The organism is Collimonas rhizosphaerae, from assembly GCF_038896935.1.
In the GTDB taxonomy this organism is placed as follows: Bacteria; Pseudomonadota; Gammaproteobacteria; order Burkholderiales; family Burkholderiaceae_D; genus Collimonas; species Collimonas rhizosphaerae.
The window spans coordinates 1-16085 of record NZ_JBANDC010000003.1 but is presented as its reverse complement, the minus strand read 5'-3'; the positions used below and the strand labels follow the sequence as shown (position 1 = coordinate 16085).

Sequence of the window (16085 nt, the reverse complement as noted above, 5' to 3'; positions counted from 1 at the left end):
GAGAAATTCGGGATCGTAAGCGGATGAATAAAACAGCAACAGGCGCTGCCGGCCAGGCAGCGGACGGCGTTGCACCGACGCTGGAGCTCAACGGCATATACAAGGCATTCGGCGGCGTCAAGGCGCTGAGCGATGTCGCTTTGCGGCTGTATCCAGGCGAAGTCCACACGCTGATGGGGCAAAACGGCGCGGGCAAGTCTACTCTCATCAAGGTATTGACCGGCGTCTACGCGCCCGACAGCGGCGAGATCCGGCTCGACGGCAGGATCGTGCAGCCGTCCTCCACCCATGACGCGCAAAACCTCGGCATCAGCACCGTGTACCAGGAAGTCAACCTGTGTCCGAACCTGTCGGTCGCAGAAAATATCTTTATCGGCCGCTATCCGAGAAAGTATGGCGGCATCGACTGGAAGGCCATGCAGCAGCAGGCGCAGCGCTTGCTTGGCGACCTGCAGATCCATATCGACGTCACCGCGGCACTGGCCAGGTATCCGCTGGCGATCCAGCAAATGGTGGCGATTTCACGCGCCCTGAGCGTTTCTGCCAAAGTCCTGATCCTGGACGAGCCTACCTCCAGCCTCGACGAAGCCGAAGTGCGCTTGCTGTTCGACGTGTTGCGCAAGCTGCGCGGGCAGGGCATGGCGATCCTGTTCGTGACGCATTTCCTGGAACAGACCTACGAGATCTCCGATCGCATCACGGTATTGCGCAACGGCGTCCTTGAAGGTGAATACCAGGCCAGCGCACTGAGCCGTTTCGAACTGGTGAACAAGATGGTCGGCACGCAGTCGCAGCCTGGCAAGGAAATCGCCGGCGAGGACAAAGAGGCGCGCGCACCGGGCAGCGGCGAGATCGTGCTGCAGGCGCGCGGGCTGGGGCGCAAAGGAATACTCGCTCCGCTCGACCTGGATTTCCGCGCGGGAGAGGTATTCGGACTGTGCGGCTTGCTGGGCTCCGGCCGCACCGAGGCTGCGCGCTTGCTGTTCGGCGCGGACAAGGCCGACAGCGGCAGCATCCGCATGAAAGGAGAACCTGGCCGGTTCAACTCGCCGCGCGACGCCATCGCCGCCGGCATCGGTTTCTGTTCCGAAGACAGGAAAGCCGAAGGCGCAATACTGGAGCTGTCGGTACGTGAAAACATCATCCTGGCGCTGCAAGCGCGCGCCGGCCTGCTGCGGGTGATTCCGCGCAAGCGCCAGCAGGCGATCGCCAGCGATTATGTCAAATGGCTGGGCATCAAGACGCCGGATATCGACACACCTATCAGCTCCCTGTCCGGCGGCAACCAGCAAAAGGCCCTGCTGGCGCGCTGGCTTGCGACCGATCCCGCCATGCTGATCCTGGACGAACCGACGCGCGGCATCGACGTGCGCGCCAAGCAGGAGATCATGGACCATGTCATCGCCTTGTGCCGCAAGGGCATGGCGATATTGTTCATTTCTTCCGAAATTCCCGAGGTGCTACGCTGCAGCGACCGCATGCTGGTGCTGCGCGACCGCGAACCCTGCGGTGAATACCTGCGCGGAGAACTCGACGACGAATCGGTATTGCAGGTGATCGCCGGAGAGTGCGAATGAGTATTCCATTGAATCCCGATCCGTTGTCCGGCGCCAGGCTGCAAAGCGACAGCGGGCCGGCGCTGGCGGCGCGCCTGCGCGTGCTGCTGCGCAATCCCTTGCTGCGGCCGCTGGCGGCGCTGGCGCTGCTGCTGGCGCTTGATTTTTTCATGATCCCGGGATTCTTCCGGCTTGAATGGAAGGACGGCCACCTGTATGGCAGTCTGATCGATATCGTCAACCGCGCCGCGCCGTTGATACTGACGGCGCTCGGCATGACGCTGGTGATCGCGACACGCGGCATCGATATCTCGGTGGGCGCGGTAGTCGCCATCTCCGGCACGGTTGCCGCGATGCTGATCGGCGGCACGATGGAAATGCACAACGGCGTGCCGGAATATGCAAGCCGCATCCCGATGGTGTGGGCGATTGCCGCCGCCATGGGAGCGGCGATCCTGTGCGGCGTCTGGAACGGTTTCCTGGTCGCCACGCTTGGCTTGCAGCCGATCATCGCAACCTTGATCCTGATGGTGGGCGGGCGCGGTCTGGCGCAGTTGCTGACCGACGGCCAGATCATTACGGTGTATTACAAACCGTTTTTCTATATCGGCAGCGGTTATCTGTTCGGGTTGCCGTTTTCCCTGTTTATCGCCATCGGCGTATTCCTGATTGTCGCGCTGCTGATGCGCAAGACCGCGCTCGGCCTGTTCATCCAGTCGGTCGGCATCAACCCGGTGGCGGCGCGCCTGGCCGGCATCAGGACCGCTGCGCTGATATTTTTCGTGTACATGTTTTGCAGTGCCTGCGCCGGCGTTGCCGGCTTGATGATCAGTTCCAATATCAAGAGCGCGGACGCCAACAATGCGGGCTTGCTGCTGGAGCTGGATGCGATTCTGGCGGTGACGCTGGGCGGCACCTCCCTGGCCGGCGGCAAATTCAGCCTGGTAGGCAGCGTTATCGGCGCCTTGATCATCCAGGCGCTGACTTACACGATCTATTCGATGGGCGTGCCGCCGGAGGTGAACATGGTGGTGAAGTCGATCGTGGTGTTCGCGGTCTGCCTGTCGCAATCGCCGGAGTTTCGCGGTTTGGGGGCTGGATTGTTTAGCGGCGCTGCGCGCTCGCGTTCTGATAACGGTAAAAAACCATGAAGCTTGTCCGCCAGTCGCTGTCCTCGCCTTATTTCACCTCGCTGGCGACCGTCGCCCTGCTGGTCGTGATGTTCGCCCTGGGCTCGTTCGCCTACACCGGCTTCTTTTCCTTGCAGGTAGTGCTGAATCTCTTGATCGATAATGCTTTCCTGCTGGTGATCGCGATCGGCATGACCTTTGTCATCCTGTCCGGCGGCATCGACTTGTCGGTCGGCTCGGTGCTGGCCCTGACCACCATGATTTCCGCTTACCTGCTGCAATCGTGGCACTGGCCGCCGCTGCTGGTGATCGCCTGCGTGCTGCTGATCGGCAGCGCGTTCGGCGCATTGATGGGAGCGCTGATCCATTTCTTCAAGCTGCAGGCTTTCATCGTGACCTTGGCCGGGATGTTCCTGGCGCGCGGACTGTGCTACCTGATCAGCATCAATTCGATCACGATCGACCAGCCCTTGTATGTGACCCTGTCGCAAGCGCGCATCGGCATTTTCGGCGCCTTTGTTTCGCCTAGCGTGGTGATCGCCATGCTGATGCTCGCACTGGCCATCTACATCGCCCACTACACGCGCTTCGGACGCGCGGTTTACGCCATCGGCGGCAACGAACAGTCGGCGCTGCTGATGGGATTGGCGGTAGGGCGCACCAAGGTGATGGTGTATGCCTTCAGCGGCTTTTGCGCGGCGCTGGCCGGGGTCCTGTTTTCGTTCTACATGTTGTCCGGTTATGGCTTGCATGCGCAAGGCACGGAGCTGGATGCGATTGCAGCGGTGGTGATCGGCGGCACCTTGCTGACCGGCGGTTATGGGTACGTCGCCGGGACCTTGACCGGCGTGCTGATCCTGGGGCTGATCCAGACTTTGATTGCATTCGACGGCACCTTGAGCTCGTGGTGGACCAAGATCGTGATCGGCGTGCTGCTGTTTGTGTTCTGCATGGCGCAGCGTTTGATGTCCCTGGGAGCCGCCGGCAGCGCGTCCGCCACCCCTGCCACTACGCCTGCCGCCGCGGCGGCGTAATCGCGCATCAAATCAAAAAAGCCCGATTTCTTGTATCCTGATACGCTTGCTGTCAATCGCGCGGCGCATGGCCCGCGGGCAGGCGTATTTTCGGAGATGATGTTGGCGCAGAAAAAAATCCAGGCCGTGTACATGCGCGGCGGTACGAGCAAAGGCGTGTTCTTCCATAAGGACTGGCTGCCGGCCGATCCGGCGCTGCGCGACCGCGTATTGCTGCGCGTGATGGGCAGCCCGGATCCCTACGGCCAGCAAATCGACGGCATGGGCGGCGCAACTTCGAGCACCAGCAAGGTTGTGCTGGTAAGCCCGTCCGCGCGCACCGGCTGCGATGTCGACTATCTGTTCGGACAGGTGGCGATTGACAAGGCGATGATCGACTGGTCAGGCAACTGCGGCAACCTGACCGCGGCAGTCGGGCCGTTTGCCATCGCACAAGGACTGGTGGCAGGGGTTCCGCGCGATGGCATCGCCATGGTCCGTATCTGGCAGGCGAACATTGACGCAAAAATCATCGCCCACGTGCCGATGCGGGACGGCGCCGTGGCGGAAGAGGGCGATTTTGAGCTGGATGGCGTCACCTTCCCGGCAGCCGAGATCAAGATCGAATTTCTGGATCCGAGCGGTGAAGGAGATGAAGGCGGCGCCGGCGGCATGTTTCCAAGCGGATCGCCGGTCGACGTGCTGGAGGTGCCTGGCGTCGGCCCGGTCGAACTGACCATGATTAATGCTGGCAATCCAGCTATCTTCGTGGACGCGGCGACGCTTGGGCTGGCAGGAAACGAACTGCAGCGCGACATCAATGGCAACCAAGAGCTGTTGCAGAAAGTGGAAACGATCCGCGCCCACGCCGCCGTGCGCATGGGATTGGCAAAGAGCCCAGAGGAAGCAAGCCAGCTGCGGCCGCATACGCCCAAGCTGGCTTTCGTTGCGAAACCAACTGGCTATGTCGCATCGAACGGCAAGCATGTCGATGCCGCCACGCTGGACATCAACGCGCGCATCTTTTCGATGGGAAAACTGCACCACGCGATGACGGGAACCGGAGCGATTGCGATTGCCGTCGCCGCGGCGATTCCCGGCACCATCGTCCATCGCCTGATGACGGAGCAGGCGAACGGCAAGGTCCGGTTTGGCCATCCTTCCGGCAGCCTGGCTGTCGGCGCGGAGGCGGAGCAGCGCGATGGCGCCTGGGTGGTCACCAAGGCCGTCATGAGCCGCAGCGCACGCCGGCTGATGGAAGGCGCGGTGCTTGTGTCGTCCACCGTTTTCTCTGCCTGATGCTTAAATGCCGGTCCTGTGGGCCGTAAATATCAGCCTGAGTCCCAGCGCCGCTATGGCGCTTGCGGCGACCCGGTCGATCCACGTCTTGGCGCGTAAATAAAGTTCGCGTGGCCGTTTGCTGGAAAAGCACAAGGCGACGACCGCATACCAGCCGGCTTCCACCGCAAAAACCAGCGGCGGCAGGGCGAAGTAACACCAGAGCGGCGGGTGCTGGGGCAGCAAGGCCGCGAAGATGCTGCCATAGGCGACGGCGGTCTTCGGATTGCTCAATTGTGTACTGAGGCCGACCCAGAAAGACTTACGCACATTTCCCGCGTTTTCCGCCTGGTTATTGTCAAGAGCAAGCGGCGCCGCGGCGCCTCGCCAGATTTTAGACGCCAGGTAAATCAGGTAAAGGCCGCCGGCGATTTTAAGGCCCATGTAAAGCCATCCTACGGTTGCCAGCAGGGTGTACAGTCCGACCAGCGCAATGCCGCTGAAGAAAACGCCGCCGATCCCCATCGCGGCAGCTGTCGCCAGGCCGTCACGGCGCGACAGGCCGATGGAATGTCTGGCAACAATGACAAAACTCGGACCGGGGCTCATCGCCCCGATCAATAACGCGGCAAGAATGGCTGCGATGGCGGCTGACGGGCTCATTGGCGTTTCTCCTTAAGCTAAAGGTCGGGAATCCTGATTAATGAAAATATACACGTCCTGTCCGATCGGCGCTGTAACCGGCGAGAGACTGAGCGAGCCGGTGAACGGGGAGTGCATATTCCTCTTGATTTTTTTGGCGGATGCAAAGATATTCGACACTCATCGGTGCTGTCAAAAGGCATGCCGCCATTTCAAGCCAAAAGGCAGCAGCGGCGGCGCAAAAACAAAGTGCAGGACGCGCCTCCTGCTTTGCCCGGATGCTTTCGATGATGCGTGCAGCAGCAGTGGTTTCATCAGCATTGCGCCGCCACGCTCGACGGGGCAGGAAATTTCGCCGATGCGATCGCGTTCAGCCAATGCAGCCTGGCTGGTCAGCCGCCCCATTTTGTGAGAGCCAGGGACAACGCGCAACGGCCCGTCGCCGAGACCGCATTCATCGATATGAAACCGTACCGCGACCATTTCCTGGAGAACGCTGTCGGGCGGCTGGACAAAAATGGCGCCTTCTTTTTCGGCCCATCCGGTGAGCGCAGGATGTTCAATTTTTTCCCGCACCGCTATGCTGAGATCCTGGTGAACGGGGACGAGCCAGTTCTGGCCTTTCGATTTTTCAAACAGGTTGCACTGTACCGCGGCCGTTGCAACTGAAAGAAGCGGGGCAACCAGCCGATGCGCGCGAATCGTTTTTGCCAGATCCGCACACCATGCATGCTCGATTAAATTCCGGGTGCCGACGCCGTCCGGGTTGAGCTTTGGAATAATCGCTTCGAGCTGAGCGCCGAGCTCATGTCCCGATAGCGGACCGGTGACCAGAAAACCGTCATCTTCAAATTTTTCCGGGATCATTTTGGGCAGCCAGATTCTGCGCCAACGACAGCTGCTTGCGTGACTCGATCCATGCTTCCTCTATGAAATCTGGTTTCCTGCTTTCGGAGTAACGGATGCACTTGACTAGTTTATGCTCTCGACGCCGATACGGATTTTTTCAATATCCACGGTATTCATATATTTCGGAATATTTTTCCAAAGAGAATGATATCCGTAGCCGCCATCGGTGAGCTCTTTCAGTGCTTCTTGCCTGGTCCAACCCTGGAATACGACACGGTACATGGCGGTGACAACCCCGGTCCGGTCAGCGCCGTGCCAGCAATGCAGCAGCACCGGCCCGTCCTGAGCGCCGGCACGTATGGCGCGCAAGGCGGCAATGATGTTTTTATCGCTGATTGACCAGGTGTTGATGCCGACCTGCACCGTTTTTATACCCGTATTTTCAAGTAATTCCTCGTCCGAATGAAACGAACGCAGGTTGACCACCGTTTTGATGCCGAGCGCATTGAGTGTTTTGATGTCTTTCGGCTGCAATGCAGCGCTGCGGTAGAAATTTTTGTCAATCAGATAGAGATTGGCGGAGGCATCAACCGGTTGAGCCCATTCCGGTTTTCGAACGGACGCGTGTGCCAGCTCTGCTTGCGCATATGGAGTAAAGGCGAGCGCCAATTGGACCAGCACGGCAAATTTGGCTAAACGTTTAAAGAAGTGGCGTGTCATTGATTACCGTTCTTGGTTATTGGAGTTCTTGAGGCGATTGCACATACCTGAAGTATATCTCCAGGCACCTGCGGATACCCATTTCTGCGACAGCGGATAAAATGCCGTTTGCCTATACCTGACAGGATTGCCTCCCATGAATATATTCCTTCGCCGGCTGTTGCCGTGTCTCGTTGCTTGCTCATTACCTGCGCTGCCGGCCAGCGCCGATACTACGGTGCGCTCACTGAGCCAGGTGCGCGGCGCCATCAAGACCGCCGACGCGCGTGCAGCTTTCGATCGAGAGATGAGTGGCGCACCAGCGCCAGATGGATTCGGCCAGCAGCTGCCGGGCGGCTTCACGAAGGATTTCCTGGCCTTGCAGCTCGCGCCGGGAAGAGATCCGAAGCGCCTGCTGCTGGCCGGCGCAAAACCATGGCCGCAACGGCCGGGCATGTATGTGGGCGTGGTATGCCTGGCAGCGCCGCCCGGGCTCGCCGTAGGCGCTATGAGATATCCGGTGAGTGACTGCAAGGGGTTTGACGACAATGCGGATAACGAGATCTGGTTCGGCGTGTTCGAGCGTGGCGCTGACAATGTGCCGCGGCTTGTGGCCCGCACCGATGCCCCGGTCACGGTCCCGACTGACTGGAGCACTGCCGGCAATATCGATACTCCGCAAGTCATTGGCTCCGAAGATGGCAAGGGGTCGGCCGCGGGCTTGCCGGAGAACTGGCAGCGTTTTGACCTCGCGCCTTATCTGCTGCGGAACGACGATTATGCGTTCGGCGTTCGGGCAGGCTGGTTCGAAGGCTACGCCGGCGGCGGCGCCTCGTTTGAAGCCCTGTATCTTTTTCACATTGACGGCAAGTCGCTGCGAGTCGTATTTGCGCAGCCGATGATGTTCAACAAGATGATTGCCGGCGATTGGCACAAGGACGGTACGCGCAGCCATGATGTATCGGATGGCAGCAACTCGCTCGTGGTCCTCTCTAGCGTTACCGACGGCTTTCACGATCTGCAGTTGCGCGAGAAGGGCGGGAAGTCGCGGCAGACATTTCGCTGGTCGGAGGCAATGAAGTTTTATCAGCCGGAGTAATGCGATTTCGCCGCTATAAACAAGGGGTGTTTTGCGAAACATAACAAAAAGGCTCTCAATGCTGAGAGCCTTTTGCTTTGTGGTGCCCGAGGCCGGAATCTGAAATAGAGTATTTATACCGATTTATTAGTCATTGTGTAAATTTTGTGTACATGAGCGGTGGGTCTGATTTTCTGGTAACTCTAGCAGTAGCAATACAATCGGCGCTACGAAGGATATCCGCACAATTGGACACGCTGCGTGCGAACCCATTGATTCATAAGGCACGCCAACGGATTATGAGTCAAGAACGCAGAATGCGCGTATGCCGCAAAGCCGCATCAGACTACAACTACTGTTTGTGCATTCAGTGCACGAAAAACATTGAACGCGCCTAGTTGGCCAAAAAATCCCCCACTTGAATAAGCTATACTCATTTAGACTTTGCCTCTAGCGTATAACCCCGAAGGAAAAATTTTCTGAGCGTTGCGCACGAGTGTTAGACCATAGGAGCCGAGCGTGCAGAAAATCATCAAGATCGATGATGTGAGTGATGTGAAGAACGAGGTTCTTCATTACCGAGCTAAGCGAGCTCGAGGGGATAGGGCACGACAATTCATCGTCATGATCGATGGGGTGGAGTCAGCTTTTCTTACGTATGACGTTTATAGTGACGAGTCATTAGTTTTTATCATTGAAATTTATGTCCTTCCTGACTCTAGAAAACAACGTATAGGGACATTTCTACTTTCATACGCAGAAGATTGTGCTATTCAACTTGGTTGCACATTCGTCCGGCTAAAACCATATGCTCTTGATCCAAATATAGACCAAGGATGGCTGGTCTCCTGGTATCAAGGGAAGGGCTACGTTCAACAAACTAACGACAAAGAAGTGGTGCAGAAAGATATTACTAAGGACAAAGCCTAGCAATTCATTCGAGCCGTCTCTGCTTCGCGGCTTGGGTTAACTTAGGCGTTAGTCGAATGGTTACTTTTGGACGGAACGAGCGGCTTGTTATCGGTCATAAGTAGCCAATCACCAATGTCTGCTAACAGCGACAGGAAGGTATTCTTTCCTTCTTCTACCTCAAGAGGAATCACCCAGGCTGCTCATTGATGGATTATTGACGATAGACAAGGTATAGTGTTTTGTCAACGAAACCACCTGCCATCTATGAAAAACCTAGACATAACGCGAACTCTTTATACCACTGCCGATTTCGTTAATTGGCAACGTAATGAAACGCTTGTGCTTAGCCCAAGTTTTCAGCGCCGCCCAGTATGGAAACCTGATCAAAAGTCATTCTTCATCGATACCATTATGCGAGGTTTGCCTATCCCAATTATCTTCTTGCGGGATCAGAAGACGAATCTGAAGACGTTAGTAGCTAAGCGCGAAGTTATCGATGGACAGCAGCGTATCCGAACGGTTCTGAGTTTCGTTTGCCCGGAGTATTTGCCGGATTTCGACCAGCAACGGGATGCTTTCTCCATCAAGGCGGTCCACAGCAAGGACTACGCGGGTTGTACATTCAAAACGCTACCGAACGAACTTCAGCAGAGGATCATGGACTATCAGTTCAGCGTCCACGTTTTACCGTCGAGCGTGGACGACCGCGAGGTCCTTCAAATTTTTGCTCGTATGAACTCTACGGGCGTGAAACTGAACGATCAGGAACTTCGTAATGCTGATTATTTCGGTGAGTTCAAGACACTGTCATACACCTTGTCGACAGAGTTCCTTGAAAGTTGGCGCCAGTGGGGAATTTTCACGGAGCACAACATCGCCCGGATGGACGAAGTTGAGCTGACGAGTGAACTGCTTATGTCGATGCTGAAAGGAGTGACTGGGAAGACTCAGACGGCAATTGACAAGGTCTATGCGGAATTCGACGCCAAATTTAAGGAGAAGGACGAGGTCGAACGTCGCTTCAGGCTTGTAATGGCTACTGTCGAAAAGATGGGACAAAGTATTGCCGTAGGGCCTTTCAAAAAGCGTACGGTCTTTTACGCCCTATTTTGCGCAATTTATCAACTCATGTTCGGTGCATCGGCCTCGTTGGCGACGAAAGCAAAACATAATCAGCTAACTTCTGCGCAAATTACAAAGATTTTGAAGCACGGTGACGCGATTGAAGCGAAAACGGCGCCGGAGATTGTTCTCGACGCAACTTCTCTACGGGTTACGCACGTTTCTGCGCGGACGGCGCTTGTGAAATTCCTGGCAAAGTAGTTTGATGCCAACCCCGTCTGCTGGTCTGTTCTTGACACTACAGAATCGATACGTTCGATTAGATCGGACTCGGTCGCGAGTCGATAATCTGTTCGCCCAAGGACAGTTAGTTCGGTTCGATGTAGAGCAAGTATACTCAGGCATCTATGTGGAAGCGTTTGTATCGTTTGAGCGTTTCGTGGAGGATCTGTTCTTAGGTTACGTGGCGGGTAGGATCTCTATGCCCACTCGCAACGTGAAAGCCAAAATGTCATTTCCTTCCGCAATCATTGCGGAAAAAGTTGTGTTCGGTGGTGATAAATATATCGATTGGATTCCATACGACAGAACTACTGACCGTGCTGAAATTTTTTTCAAGGACGGCAAACCGTTTTCCACGCTTACAAAGCCTCAGAAGGAGATGTTAAGGCAATTGCATCAAGTTCGAAATGCATTAGCACATCGAAGTGATCACTCGTTGGATGTGTTTACGCGTCTCGTGGTTGGTTCAGCGCCGCTTTCGCCTCATGAGCGCAAACCGGCGGGCTTCTTGCGTTCGATTCTACGGGTCAGCCCTACGCAGACCAGGCTTGAAAACTATCTATTTGAGATGCTGACGATTGCCAGGGATTTAAGTCAGTATTAATCTGTGCGGTTCATTTCAACAGGTTGATTTAAATAGCATTACAGAGGATAGAAGCGACTCGCAATGGCATCGGCGGACAATTCGGTCATTGCGTCATGGATAAATTTTCTCTTGGAAATCAGTCGAATGCAATGAAGTCCAGTTTCATCGTAGATTTCCAACCTCGCTAGCAAATTGTCGCCTAGATCGATATAGACAGGACATTTGGCATCTAACCAGGTGCGACGAGGCCGTACCCAGTCATACTGATGGTGTCCTCGATAGGCCTGGTTTACTTGTTCTTCGATTTCGTGGATGCCATGTATCCAGCCACTTTTAAGCGTTGCTCTCGTAGCGTTCGGGTTTTCCAAAAGCGCTTCAGATAAACGGAAAAATAATCCTCTGGCAGCGCCCTGCATTGAACGCGTAGCTTTGGACCATATAAGATCCTGAGCAAAATTGGAAGTTGGATCTGGTAGCAAGTGATAAATATCAAAATTTTTGCGAAAGGTGCTGCCGTCAATGACCCAAACAAGATTGCCGTAGAAGGATTCGCGGGAAATTCGTTCGGCGTCAGTCATGGCAGAGTGTTGGACCTCGATTATGATGCCCGTGGAAGTTTTTATATCGGCGCGATGGATTTCGCCATCCGGGGCAGTGTGCGAAATCTCCCTACAATTCTCAGGAAATAGATTTTTCCAGTCGCGATGCCATGCGGTTTCATTCTCCCACCAGGGATCACAATTTTGGCGGGTCGCGTGGGCCCAATGGTGAATAACTCGCGGCCCACATTTTGCGACCATTGCGGAGCCACAAGTTGGGCAGATGCCTTTTCCTCCAGTAAATGCCTCACGACGCTGATTGTCGACTAAAGAATATTGCAACTCGTCCCTCCAAGTTGACCCTAACAATGGCCCGGATTCAAAAACTGTCGTCATCATCGACACATGAGGCGTGATACTGCGAGTATTTTCGTCGTAAAAATCACTTGTATTTGATGACAACTTTACCACGCAAGTTGGCAGCTTTCTAAAATAAACTACCACACGGGAAAACCATAACCTTTATAACTTATTTCAGGAAGTGCTTGGAAACCCTTGCTGCATAAGGCTTTGCAGGATTCAGTAAACTATAACCTCGACATAACCTTGGCATAACTAGGTTATAAAATAATAGTTAACTTCTTTAAAAATAATTAACTATATAAATCAATGACTTGGAATTTGATTATGTTTTAGGTTATCAAAAGTTATAGTTTAACCATAACCACCTAAGCCTATATAAATCAACGACTTGGCGTGCATAAAAGCGCCAGGTTATAAAGGTTATGCTTTCCCCGAGCTCAAACCTGAAATCGGTTTTCCATCACCCACACCCGAACCCCATTTTTACCTCTCTGCGTGCGTCGTTTTGCGTCACTTTTTTGCGACGTATTTGCGTCCTTCGACGCTAGCTTTCTCCTATGTGCGTCACGTCAAAAAATTTGAGTCGAAACCGCCCAATTTAGCGGGCAGGCGTGGCGGGGGGATGACTGCGCGCGCCGGGTTAATGTTGGGTATATGATTCAGCCGTACCACTGTAGTCCTAAAATTCCAATAATCCAGGTTGTTTCGACGGATCGATACGACTTCCAACATTAAAAGGTTATTTAGACTATGCGGTTAGAATCCATTGATGTAGAAAATTACAAATGTTTTTGGAAGGCACAGAAGATCCTGGTGGAAACTGGATTCAATCTGTTCATTGGCGCAAATAACTCTGGTAAAACGACTGTACTTGAGGCACTTGATCCACCAAGCGGTCTAAATGCTCCTCATCGTTCTGTTGGAAATTTGACTCAATACGGTGCACAACCAAACGAAGCTTCTCAATTTAGCTTGATGATCGCCACGAATATTCCGGAGATGCGGAGCCTCGGTGGAAATAAGCTTTATATTCAACTACCGCGCGATTACGCACGACAGGTTCGAGCTGGTGTGGACGAAGCTCAATGGCTAACTCAACATTTCCAGGAAAGGCCAGAAATAAAACTGATACTAAAATTACGGCAGGGCATAGAATTTGTCGGTTTTGAGACCTTTCTCGGGCCATCGGGCATGTCTTCACGCAATAATCCATCCGAGTCAATAAGCGCGTTGGAACTAAGCTATCAGGATTGGTCCAGCACGGTTCCTGACGTACGAATCGCAAATTTTAGTGGTGTGGCAGGGGCAATCGGAGCTTTCCGAGAGCAATATTTGCGATTTATTTATCGATTTTCTGCTCAGCGACGACCTGCCGGAGAATCCGGAAGTCATGGTTCACCTATACTTGACCGTGATGCGGGAAACCTTCCCTATTGCATCAATCACCTGCAGTCAAATGATGCGCACGCTCATGGCACCTTATGCGCATGGGTCAAGCGAATTTTTCCATCTGTGAGTTGGGTTCAGGCCCCACCAGTCCCGCAAAGCCCAACCTTTCAAATACGCTGCCTGCCGCTATCACCTGAAAAACGCCGAGAGGATCTTGCCGTACCTTTAAGCCAAATGGGTACGGGTATTGGAAATGTCATCGCAATGTTATATGTTGTCTTAACATCAAGGGCTCCGCAAGTTGTCGCGATTGATGAACCGAATTCTTTTTTGCACCCGCGTGCGTTACGGGAATTGCTTCAAATTTTGGCTACAGAAGGTAAGCAGCATCAATATATTCTCACTGCACACTCCGCTGATGTATTGACGGCAGTTACTCCCAGCCTCATTACATTGTTCGAGCTAGATGGCACTTCTACCAAGACCACCCAGGTAAATGGCAAAGATATTTCTTCGCTTCGCGTAGGATTGTCGGAACTGGGAATCCGCATGACAGATCTTCATGGTCGTGATCGCGTCTTATGGGTAGAGGGACAAACTGAAGAGAGCGTGATACCTGAACTCCTGCGGTATTTTTGTCCAGAAATTGCTGCGGGAACGGCCGTTCTGCGCGTAGAGCACACAGGTACTTTTGAGACGAAGGGTGTTGACCCGAAGGAGGTCGTTAAAGTATACAAACGACTCACTACATCATCTGCTCTCGTGCCCCCAATGTTCGGCGTATTGTTAGATAGCGAAAACCGCAGCGAAAGCGAATGTGCTCAACTAAGCGCGGAATCACAAGGGGAATTGAAATATCTAAATTTCAAAATGCTTGAGAATTATTTTTTAATTCCCGAGGCTATCGCAGCGGTCCTGAATGATCTTGGCGAGAACGTTACAACTAAACAAATATCAGATCTGTTGGAAACAGAAATAGGCAATTCAGATATCTCGAAGATAGACGGTGCAAAAATCTTAAAATCAATATTTTCGACAATTTCTGAATCGCGACATGAATTCAAAAAGACACGAGATGTCATCCAATTGGTGTCATGGATTTTGCCGCGACAGCCGGAAAGCCTACGAGAGTTGGGAAATTTTCTTCGAGAGCTCGTCGGCCTATCCGATTCAACTATTGATGGTGCAATTCCACGTTCCTGAAGCCGTGGCATTGCTCGGCATGAAGACGGTATGCAATAGGTGGCCAACACGTCGTCGCGGGTGACATTGCAAAATGTGTTCTCGAACATCGCCAGCAATGAACCTGATAAAGTTACCAAGTGGTGGACAACGGATATTCCCAATTTATTCGTAGTCCGGAGAGATATCCAACACTCCATCTGAGCGCACTCTATCCCCAATCTGTTTGTCCGTTTCAAATAGAGCAGCGTCATACATCACATAAACGTACTCACCATGATGTCGGCAAAATGCCGTTGAACTGACGATCATTACATTTTCTTCGCCAGGAAAATGTAATTGAAAAATGTCCTCAAATTCTTCTTGTTTTACGCTAGCGAATATGCGGCGCGACAAGCCGAAATTTTCATCAGTGACGTAGCCGTTCGCCATCAAGCGTGCTATCAGTTCTTTAAATCGAGCTGGCTCGGAAGAAAAATAATCTATGAAATTTACAGAAATCACGGGTTGTTCCTCTCTTGATCTAGCGGGTAGTAACTCAGTGAAGACGGTGAAATGCATCGTAGATCATTGAGAACGCGCAGGCAATTGCACTCGATTTGCCAAAGTCCACAGGATCGTCGTTCATAGGGTAATTGAAAACGCCAGAGTGCTTAATCAAATTGATATATGCCGGCTGTAGATCTTTGGAGCTCCTCAGCTCGGCTAAGACTTCACCTTCAATAGAATGAATAAGTCGCCACGTGAGGGGGCGCCCCTCCGTGCGATGGCGCGCGACTGCTGTCTGGATAATTGGCTTGGCTCGGGCAATGACTGCATCAAATTCGTTCATATCGGTGAGGCGCACGGTGTTCTCCAAAATGCAAATTACTGTATGTATGTACAGTATAAGCGCATATCATTTTTTTGCTACCGACATTAGAGCGCCTCGATGTCGCGGAATCCCAACAAGAGTGTGAACTCTTGCAAAATTCGCTCTTCTTCAGTATTTCTCCTTGGTAACTAAAGTCATTGGCAGTTATGATTTAGTGAAATATTTATCAAGTAAAATCCAACGGTATATTTTTGCCAAAAAATCATCTTAAAGTTGTCGGTTCAATTCTGAGGAACCCCGCATGAGCAGTGTGTTCAAGTCTTTGATAATGGGCCGTCAGCATGGCCGCATATTGCGCCTCTCTTTCCCGCACGACGATGGTCCCCAGGCGCAACTCCTGGTCAACAAACTCGATGCAGTAGAAAGCCTTTCCGGCGACTTCGAATTTAATGTCGAATTGATATCTGATGATCCGGCATTGGCGCTCAAGGACTTGCAAGGCAAGCTGTTCAGTGTAGAGCTGGTGCGGGCAGATGGCAGCCTCCGCTATTTCAGCGGTTTTTGTTTTGAGTTCCGATTGACCAGGACCGATGGCGCCATTACGTTCTACCAGGCCAAGCTGGGTCCGTGGCTCCAGTATCTGCGGCTGCGCAAAGACAATTACATTTTTCACGGCAAGACGCTGCGTGAGCAGACGGAAAGCATTTTCAG

General features: G+C 53.3%; 16 protein-coding genes. 10 read left to right on the top strand and 6 right to left on the bottom strand.

Features of this window, described 5'->3' with window-relative positions; genetic code table 11:
- The first annotated feature begins 23 nt into the window (after positions 1–23).
- The 4 genes from V8G57_RS04595 to prpF all read left to right on the top strand — a co-directional run bounded on the left by V8G57_RS04595 (position 24) and on the right by prpF (position 4998).
- Entirely contained in the window at positions 24–1577 is a 1554-nt protein-coding gene (locus tag V8G57_RS04595) for a sugar ABC transporter ATP-binding protein (protein ID WP_342828371.1), read from the top strand.
- Entirely contained in the window at positions 1574–2707 is a 1134-nt protein-coding gene (locus tag V8G57_RS04590) for an ABC transporter permease (RefSeq protein ID WP_371326547.1), read from the top strand. Before V8G57_RS04595 ends, V8G57_RS04590 begins: the two co-directional genes overlap by 4 nt.
- Complete coding sequence (gene yjfF, locus V8G57_RS04585; protein WP_342828370.1) at positions 2704–3720, top strand: galactofuranose ABC transporter, permease protein YjfF; 1017 nt, start codon at positions 2704–2706, stop codon at positions 3718–3720. The genes V8G57_RS04590 and yjfF overlap by 4 nt, the downstream gene beginning before the upstream one ends.
- A gap of 96 nt (positions 3721–3816) precedes the next feature.
- Positions 3817–4998: a 2-methylaconitate cis-trans isomerase PrpF gene (gene prpF, locus V8G57_RS04580; protein WP_342828369.1), complete on the top strand. Its 1182-nt coding sequence runs from the start codon at positions 3817–3819 to the stop codon at positions 4996–4998.
- Between the two features lie 3 nt (positions 4999–5001).
- On the opposite strand, the gene V8G57_RS04575 is transcribed toward prpF, so the two are convergent.
- The 3 genes from V8G57_RS04575 to V8G57_RS04565 all read right to left on the bottom strand — a co-directional run bounded on the left by V8G57_RS04575 (position 5002) and on the right by V8G57_RS04565 (position 7188).
- Entirely contained in the window at positions 5002–5640 is a 639-nt protein-coding gene (locus V8G57_RS04575; RefSeq protein WP_092393644.1) for a LysE family translocator, read from the bottom strand.
- 171 nt (positions 5641–5811) lie between these two features.
- On the bottom strand, positions 5812–6486 hold the full coding sequence (locus V8G57_RS04570) for a phytanoyl-CoA dioxygenase family protein (protein WP_342828368.1): 675 nt from the start codon (positions 6484–6486) through the stop codon (positions 5812–5814).
- A 105-nt stretch (positions 6487–6591) separates the two neighbouring features.
- Complete coding sequence (locus V8G57_RS04565; protein ID WP_342828367.1) at positions 6592–7188, bottom strand: tyrosine-protein phosphatase; 597 nt, start codon at positions 7186–7188, stop codon at positions 6592–6594.
- A gap of 136 nt (positions 7189–7324) precedes the next feature.
- Between V8G57_RS04565 and V8G57_RS04560 the strand changes: the two genes are divergently transcribed.
- The 4 genes from V8G57_RS04560 to V8G57_RS04545 all read left to right on the top strand — a co-directional run bounded on the left by V8G57_RS04560 (position 7325) and on the right by V8G57_RS04545 (position 11105).
- A complete protein-coding gene (locus tag V8G57_RS04560) occupies positions 7325–8266 on the top strand; it encodes a hypothetical protein (protein WP_342828365.1) in 942 nt (313 codons plus the stop codon).
- Between the two features lie 498 nt (positions 8267–8764).
- Positions 8765–9175, top strand: a complete 411-nt coding sequence (locus tag V8G57_RS04555) for a GNAT family N-acetyltransferase (protein ID WP_342828364.1) — start codon at positions 8765–8767, stop codon at positions 9173–9175.
- Between the two features lie 246 nt (positions 9176–9421).
- The gene (locus tag V8G57_RS04550; RefSeq protein ID WP_342828363.1) at positions 9422–10480 is read left to right on the top strand and encodes a GmrSD restriction endonuclease domain-containing protein; all 1059 of its coding nucleotides are present in this window, start codon (positions 9422–9424) and stop codon (positions 10478–10480) included.
- 148 nt (positions 10481–10628) lie between these two features.
- Entirely contained in the window at positions 10629–11105 is a 477-nt protein-coding gene (locus V8G57_RS04545; RefSeq protein ID WP_342828362.1) for a hypothetical protein, read from the top strand.
- Between the two features lie 38 nt (positions 11106–11143).
- Here V8G57_RS04545 and V8G57_RS04540 read toward each other — a convergent pair whose 3' ends face one another.
- On the bottom strand, positions 11144–11968 hold the full coding sequence (locus tag V8G57_RS04540) for a competence protein CoiA (protein ID WP_342828360.1): 825 nt from the start codon (positions 11966–11968) through the stop codon (positions 11144–11146).
- Between the two features lie 771 nt (positions 11969–12739).
- Here V8G57_RS04540 and V8G57_RS04535 point away from each other — a divergent pair.
- Entirely contained in the window at positions 12740–14581 is a 1842-nt protein-coding gene (locus V8G57_RS04535) for an AAA family ATPase (protein ID WP_342828359.1), read from the top strand.
- Positions 14582–14725: 144 nt separating this feature from the next.
- On the opposite strand, the gene V8G57_RS04530 is transcribed toward V8G57_RS04535, so the two are convergent.
- Entirely contained in the window at positions 14726–15121 is a 396-nt protein-coding gene (locus V8G57_RS04530; RefSeq protein ID WP_342828357.1) for a hypothetical protein, read from the bottom strand.
- Positions 15099–15407, bottom strand: a complete 309-nt coding sequence (locus tag V8G57_RS04525; protein WP_342828356.1) for a DUF2471 family protein — start codon at positions 15405–15407, stop codon at positions 15099–15101. Before V8G57_RS04525 ends, V8G57_RS04530 begins: the two co-directional genes overlap by 23 nt.
- 268 nt (positions 15408–15675) lie before the next feature.
- Here V8G57_RS04525 and V8G57_RS04520 point away from each other — a divergent pair.
- On the top strand, positions 15676–16085 hold a 410-nt coding region (locus tag V8G57_RS04520; RefSeq protein WP_342828355.1), incomplete at its 3' end, for a contractile injection system protein, VgrG/Pvc8 family.

Excerpts from the sequence above, each read along its gene's own strand:
- V8G57_RS04595 (WP_342828371.1), top strand. The coding sequence starts at position 24 with ATGAATAAAACAGCAACAGGCGCTGCCGGCCAGGCAGCGGACGGCGTT.
- V8G57_RS04590 (WP_371326547.1), top strand. The coding sequence starts at position 1,574 with ATGAGTATTCCATTGAATCCCGATCCGTTGTCCGGCGCCAGGCTGCAA.
- yjfF (WP_342828370.1), top strand. The coding sequence starts at position 2,704 with ATGAAGCTTGTCCGCCAGTCGCTGTCCTCGCCTTATTTCACCTCGCTG.
- prpF (WP_342828369.1), top strand. The coding sequence starts at position 3,817 with ATGATGTTGGCGCAGAAAAAAATCCAGGCCGTGTACATGCGCGGCGGT.
- V8G57_RS04575 (WP_092393644.1), bottom strand. The coding sequence starts at position 5,640 with ATGAGCCCGTCAGCCGCCATCGCAGCCATTCTTGCCGCGTTATTGATC.
- V8G57_RS04570 (WP_342828368.1), bottom strand. The coding sequence starts at position 6,486 with ATGATCCCGGAAAAATTTGAAGATGACGGTTTTCTGGTCACCGGTCCG.
- V8G57_RS04565 (WP_342828367.1), bottom strand. The coding sequence starts at position 7,188 with ATGACACGCCACTTCTTTAAACGTTTAGCCAAATTTGCCGTGCTGGTC.
- V8G57_RS04560 (WP_342828365.1), top strand. The coding sequence starts at position 7,325 with ATGAATATATTCCTTCGCCGGCTGTTGCCGTGTCTCGTTGCTTGCTCA.
- V8G57_RS04550 (WP_342828363.1), top strand. The coding sequence starts at position 9,422 with ATGAAAAACCTAGACATAACGCGAACTCTTTATACCACTGCCGATTTC.
- V8G57_RS04535 (WP_342828359.1), top strand. The coding sequence starts at position 12,740 with ATGCGGTTAGAATCCATTGATGTAGAAAATTACAAATGTTTTTGGAAG.
- V8G57_RS04530 (WP_342828357.1), bottom strand. The coding sequence starts at position 15,121 with ATGCATTTCACCGTCTTCACTGAGTTACTACCCGCTAGATCAAGAGAG.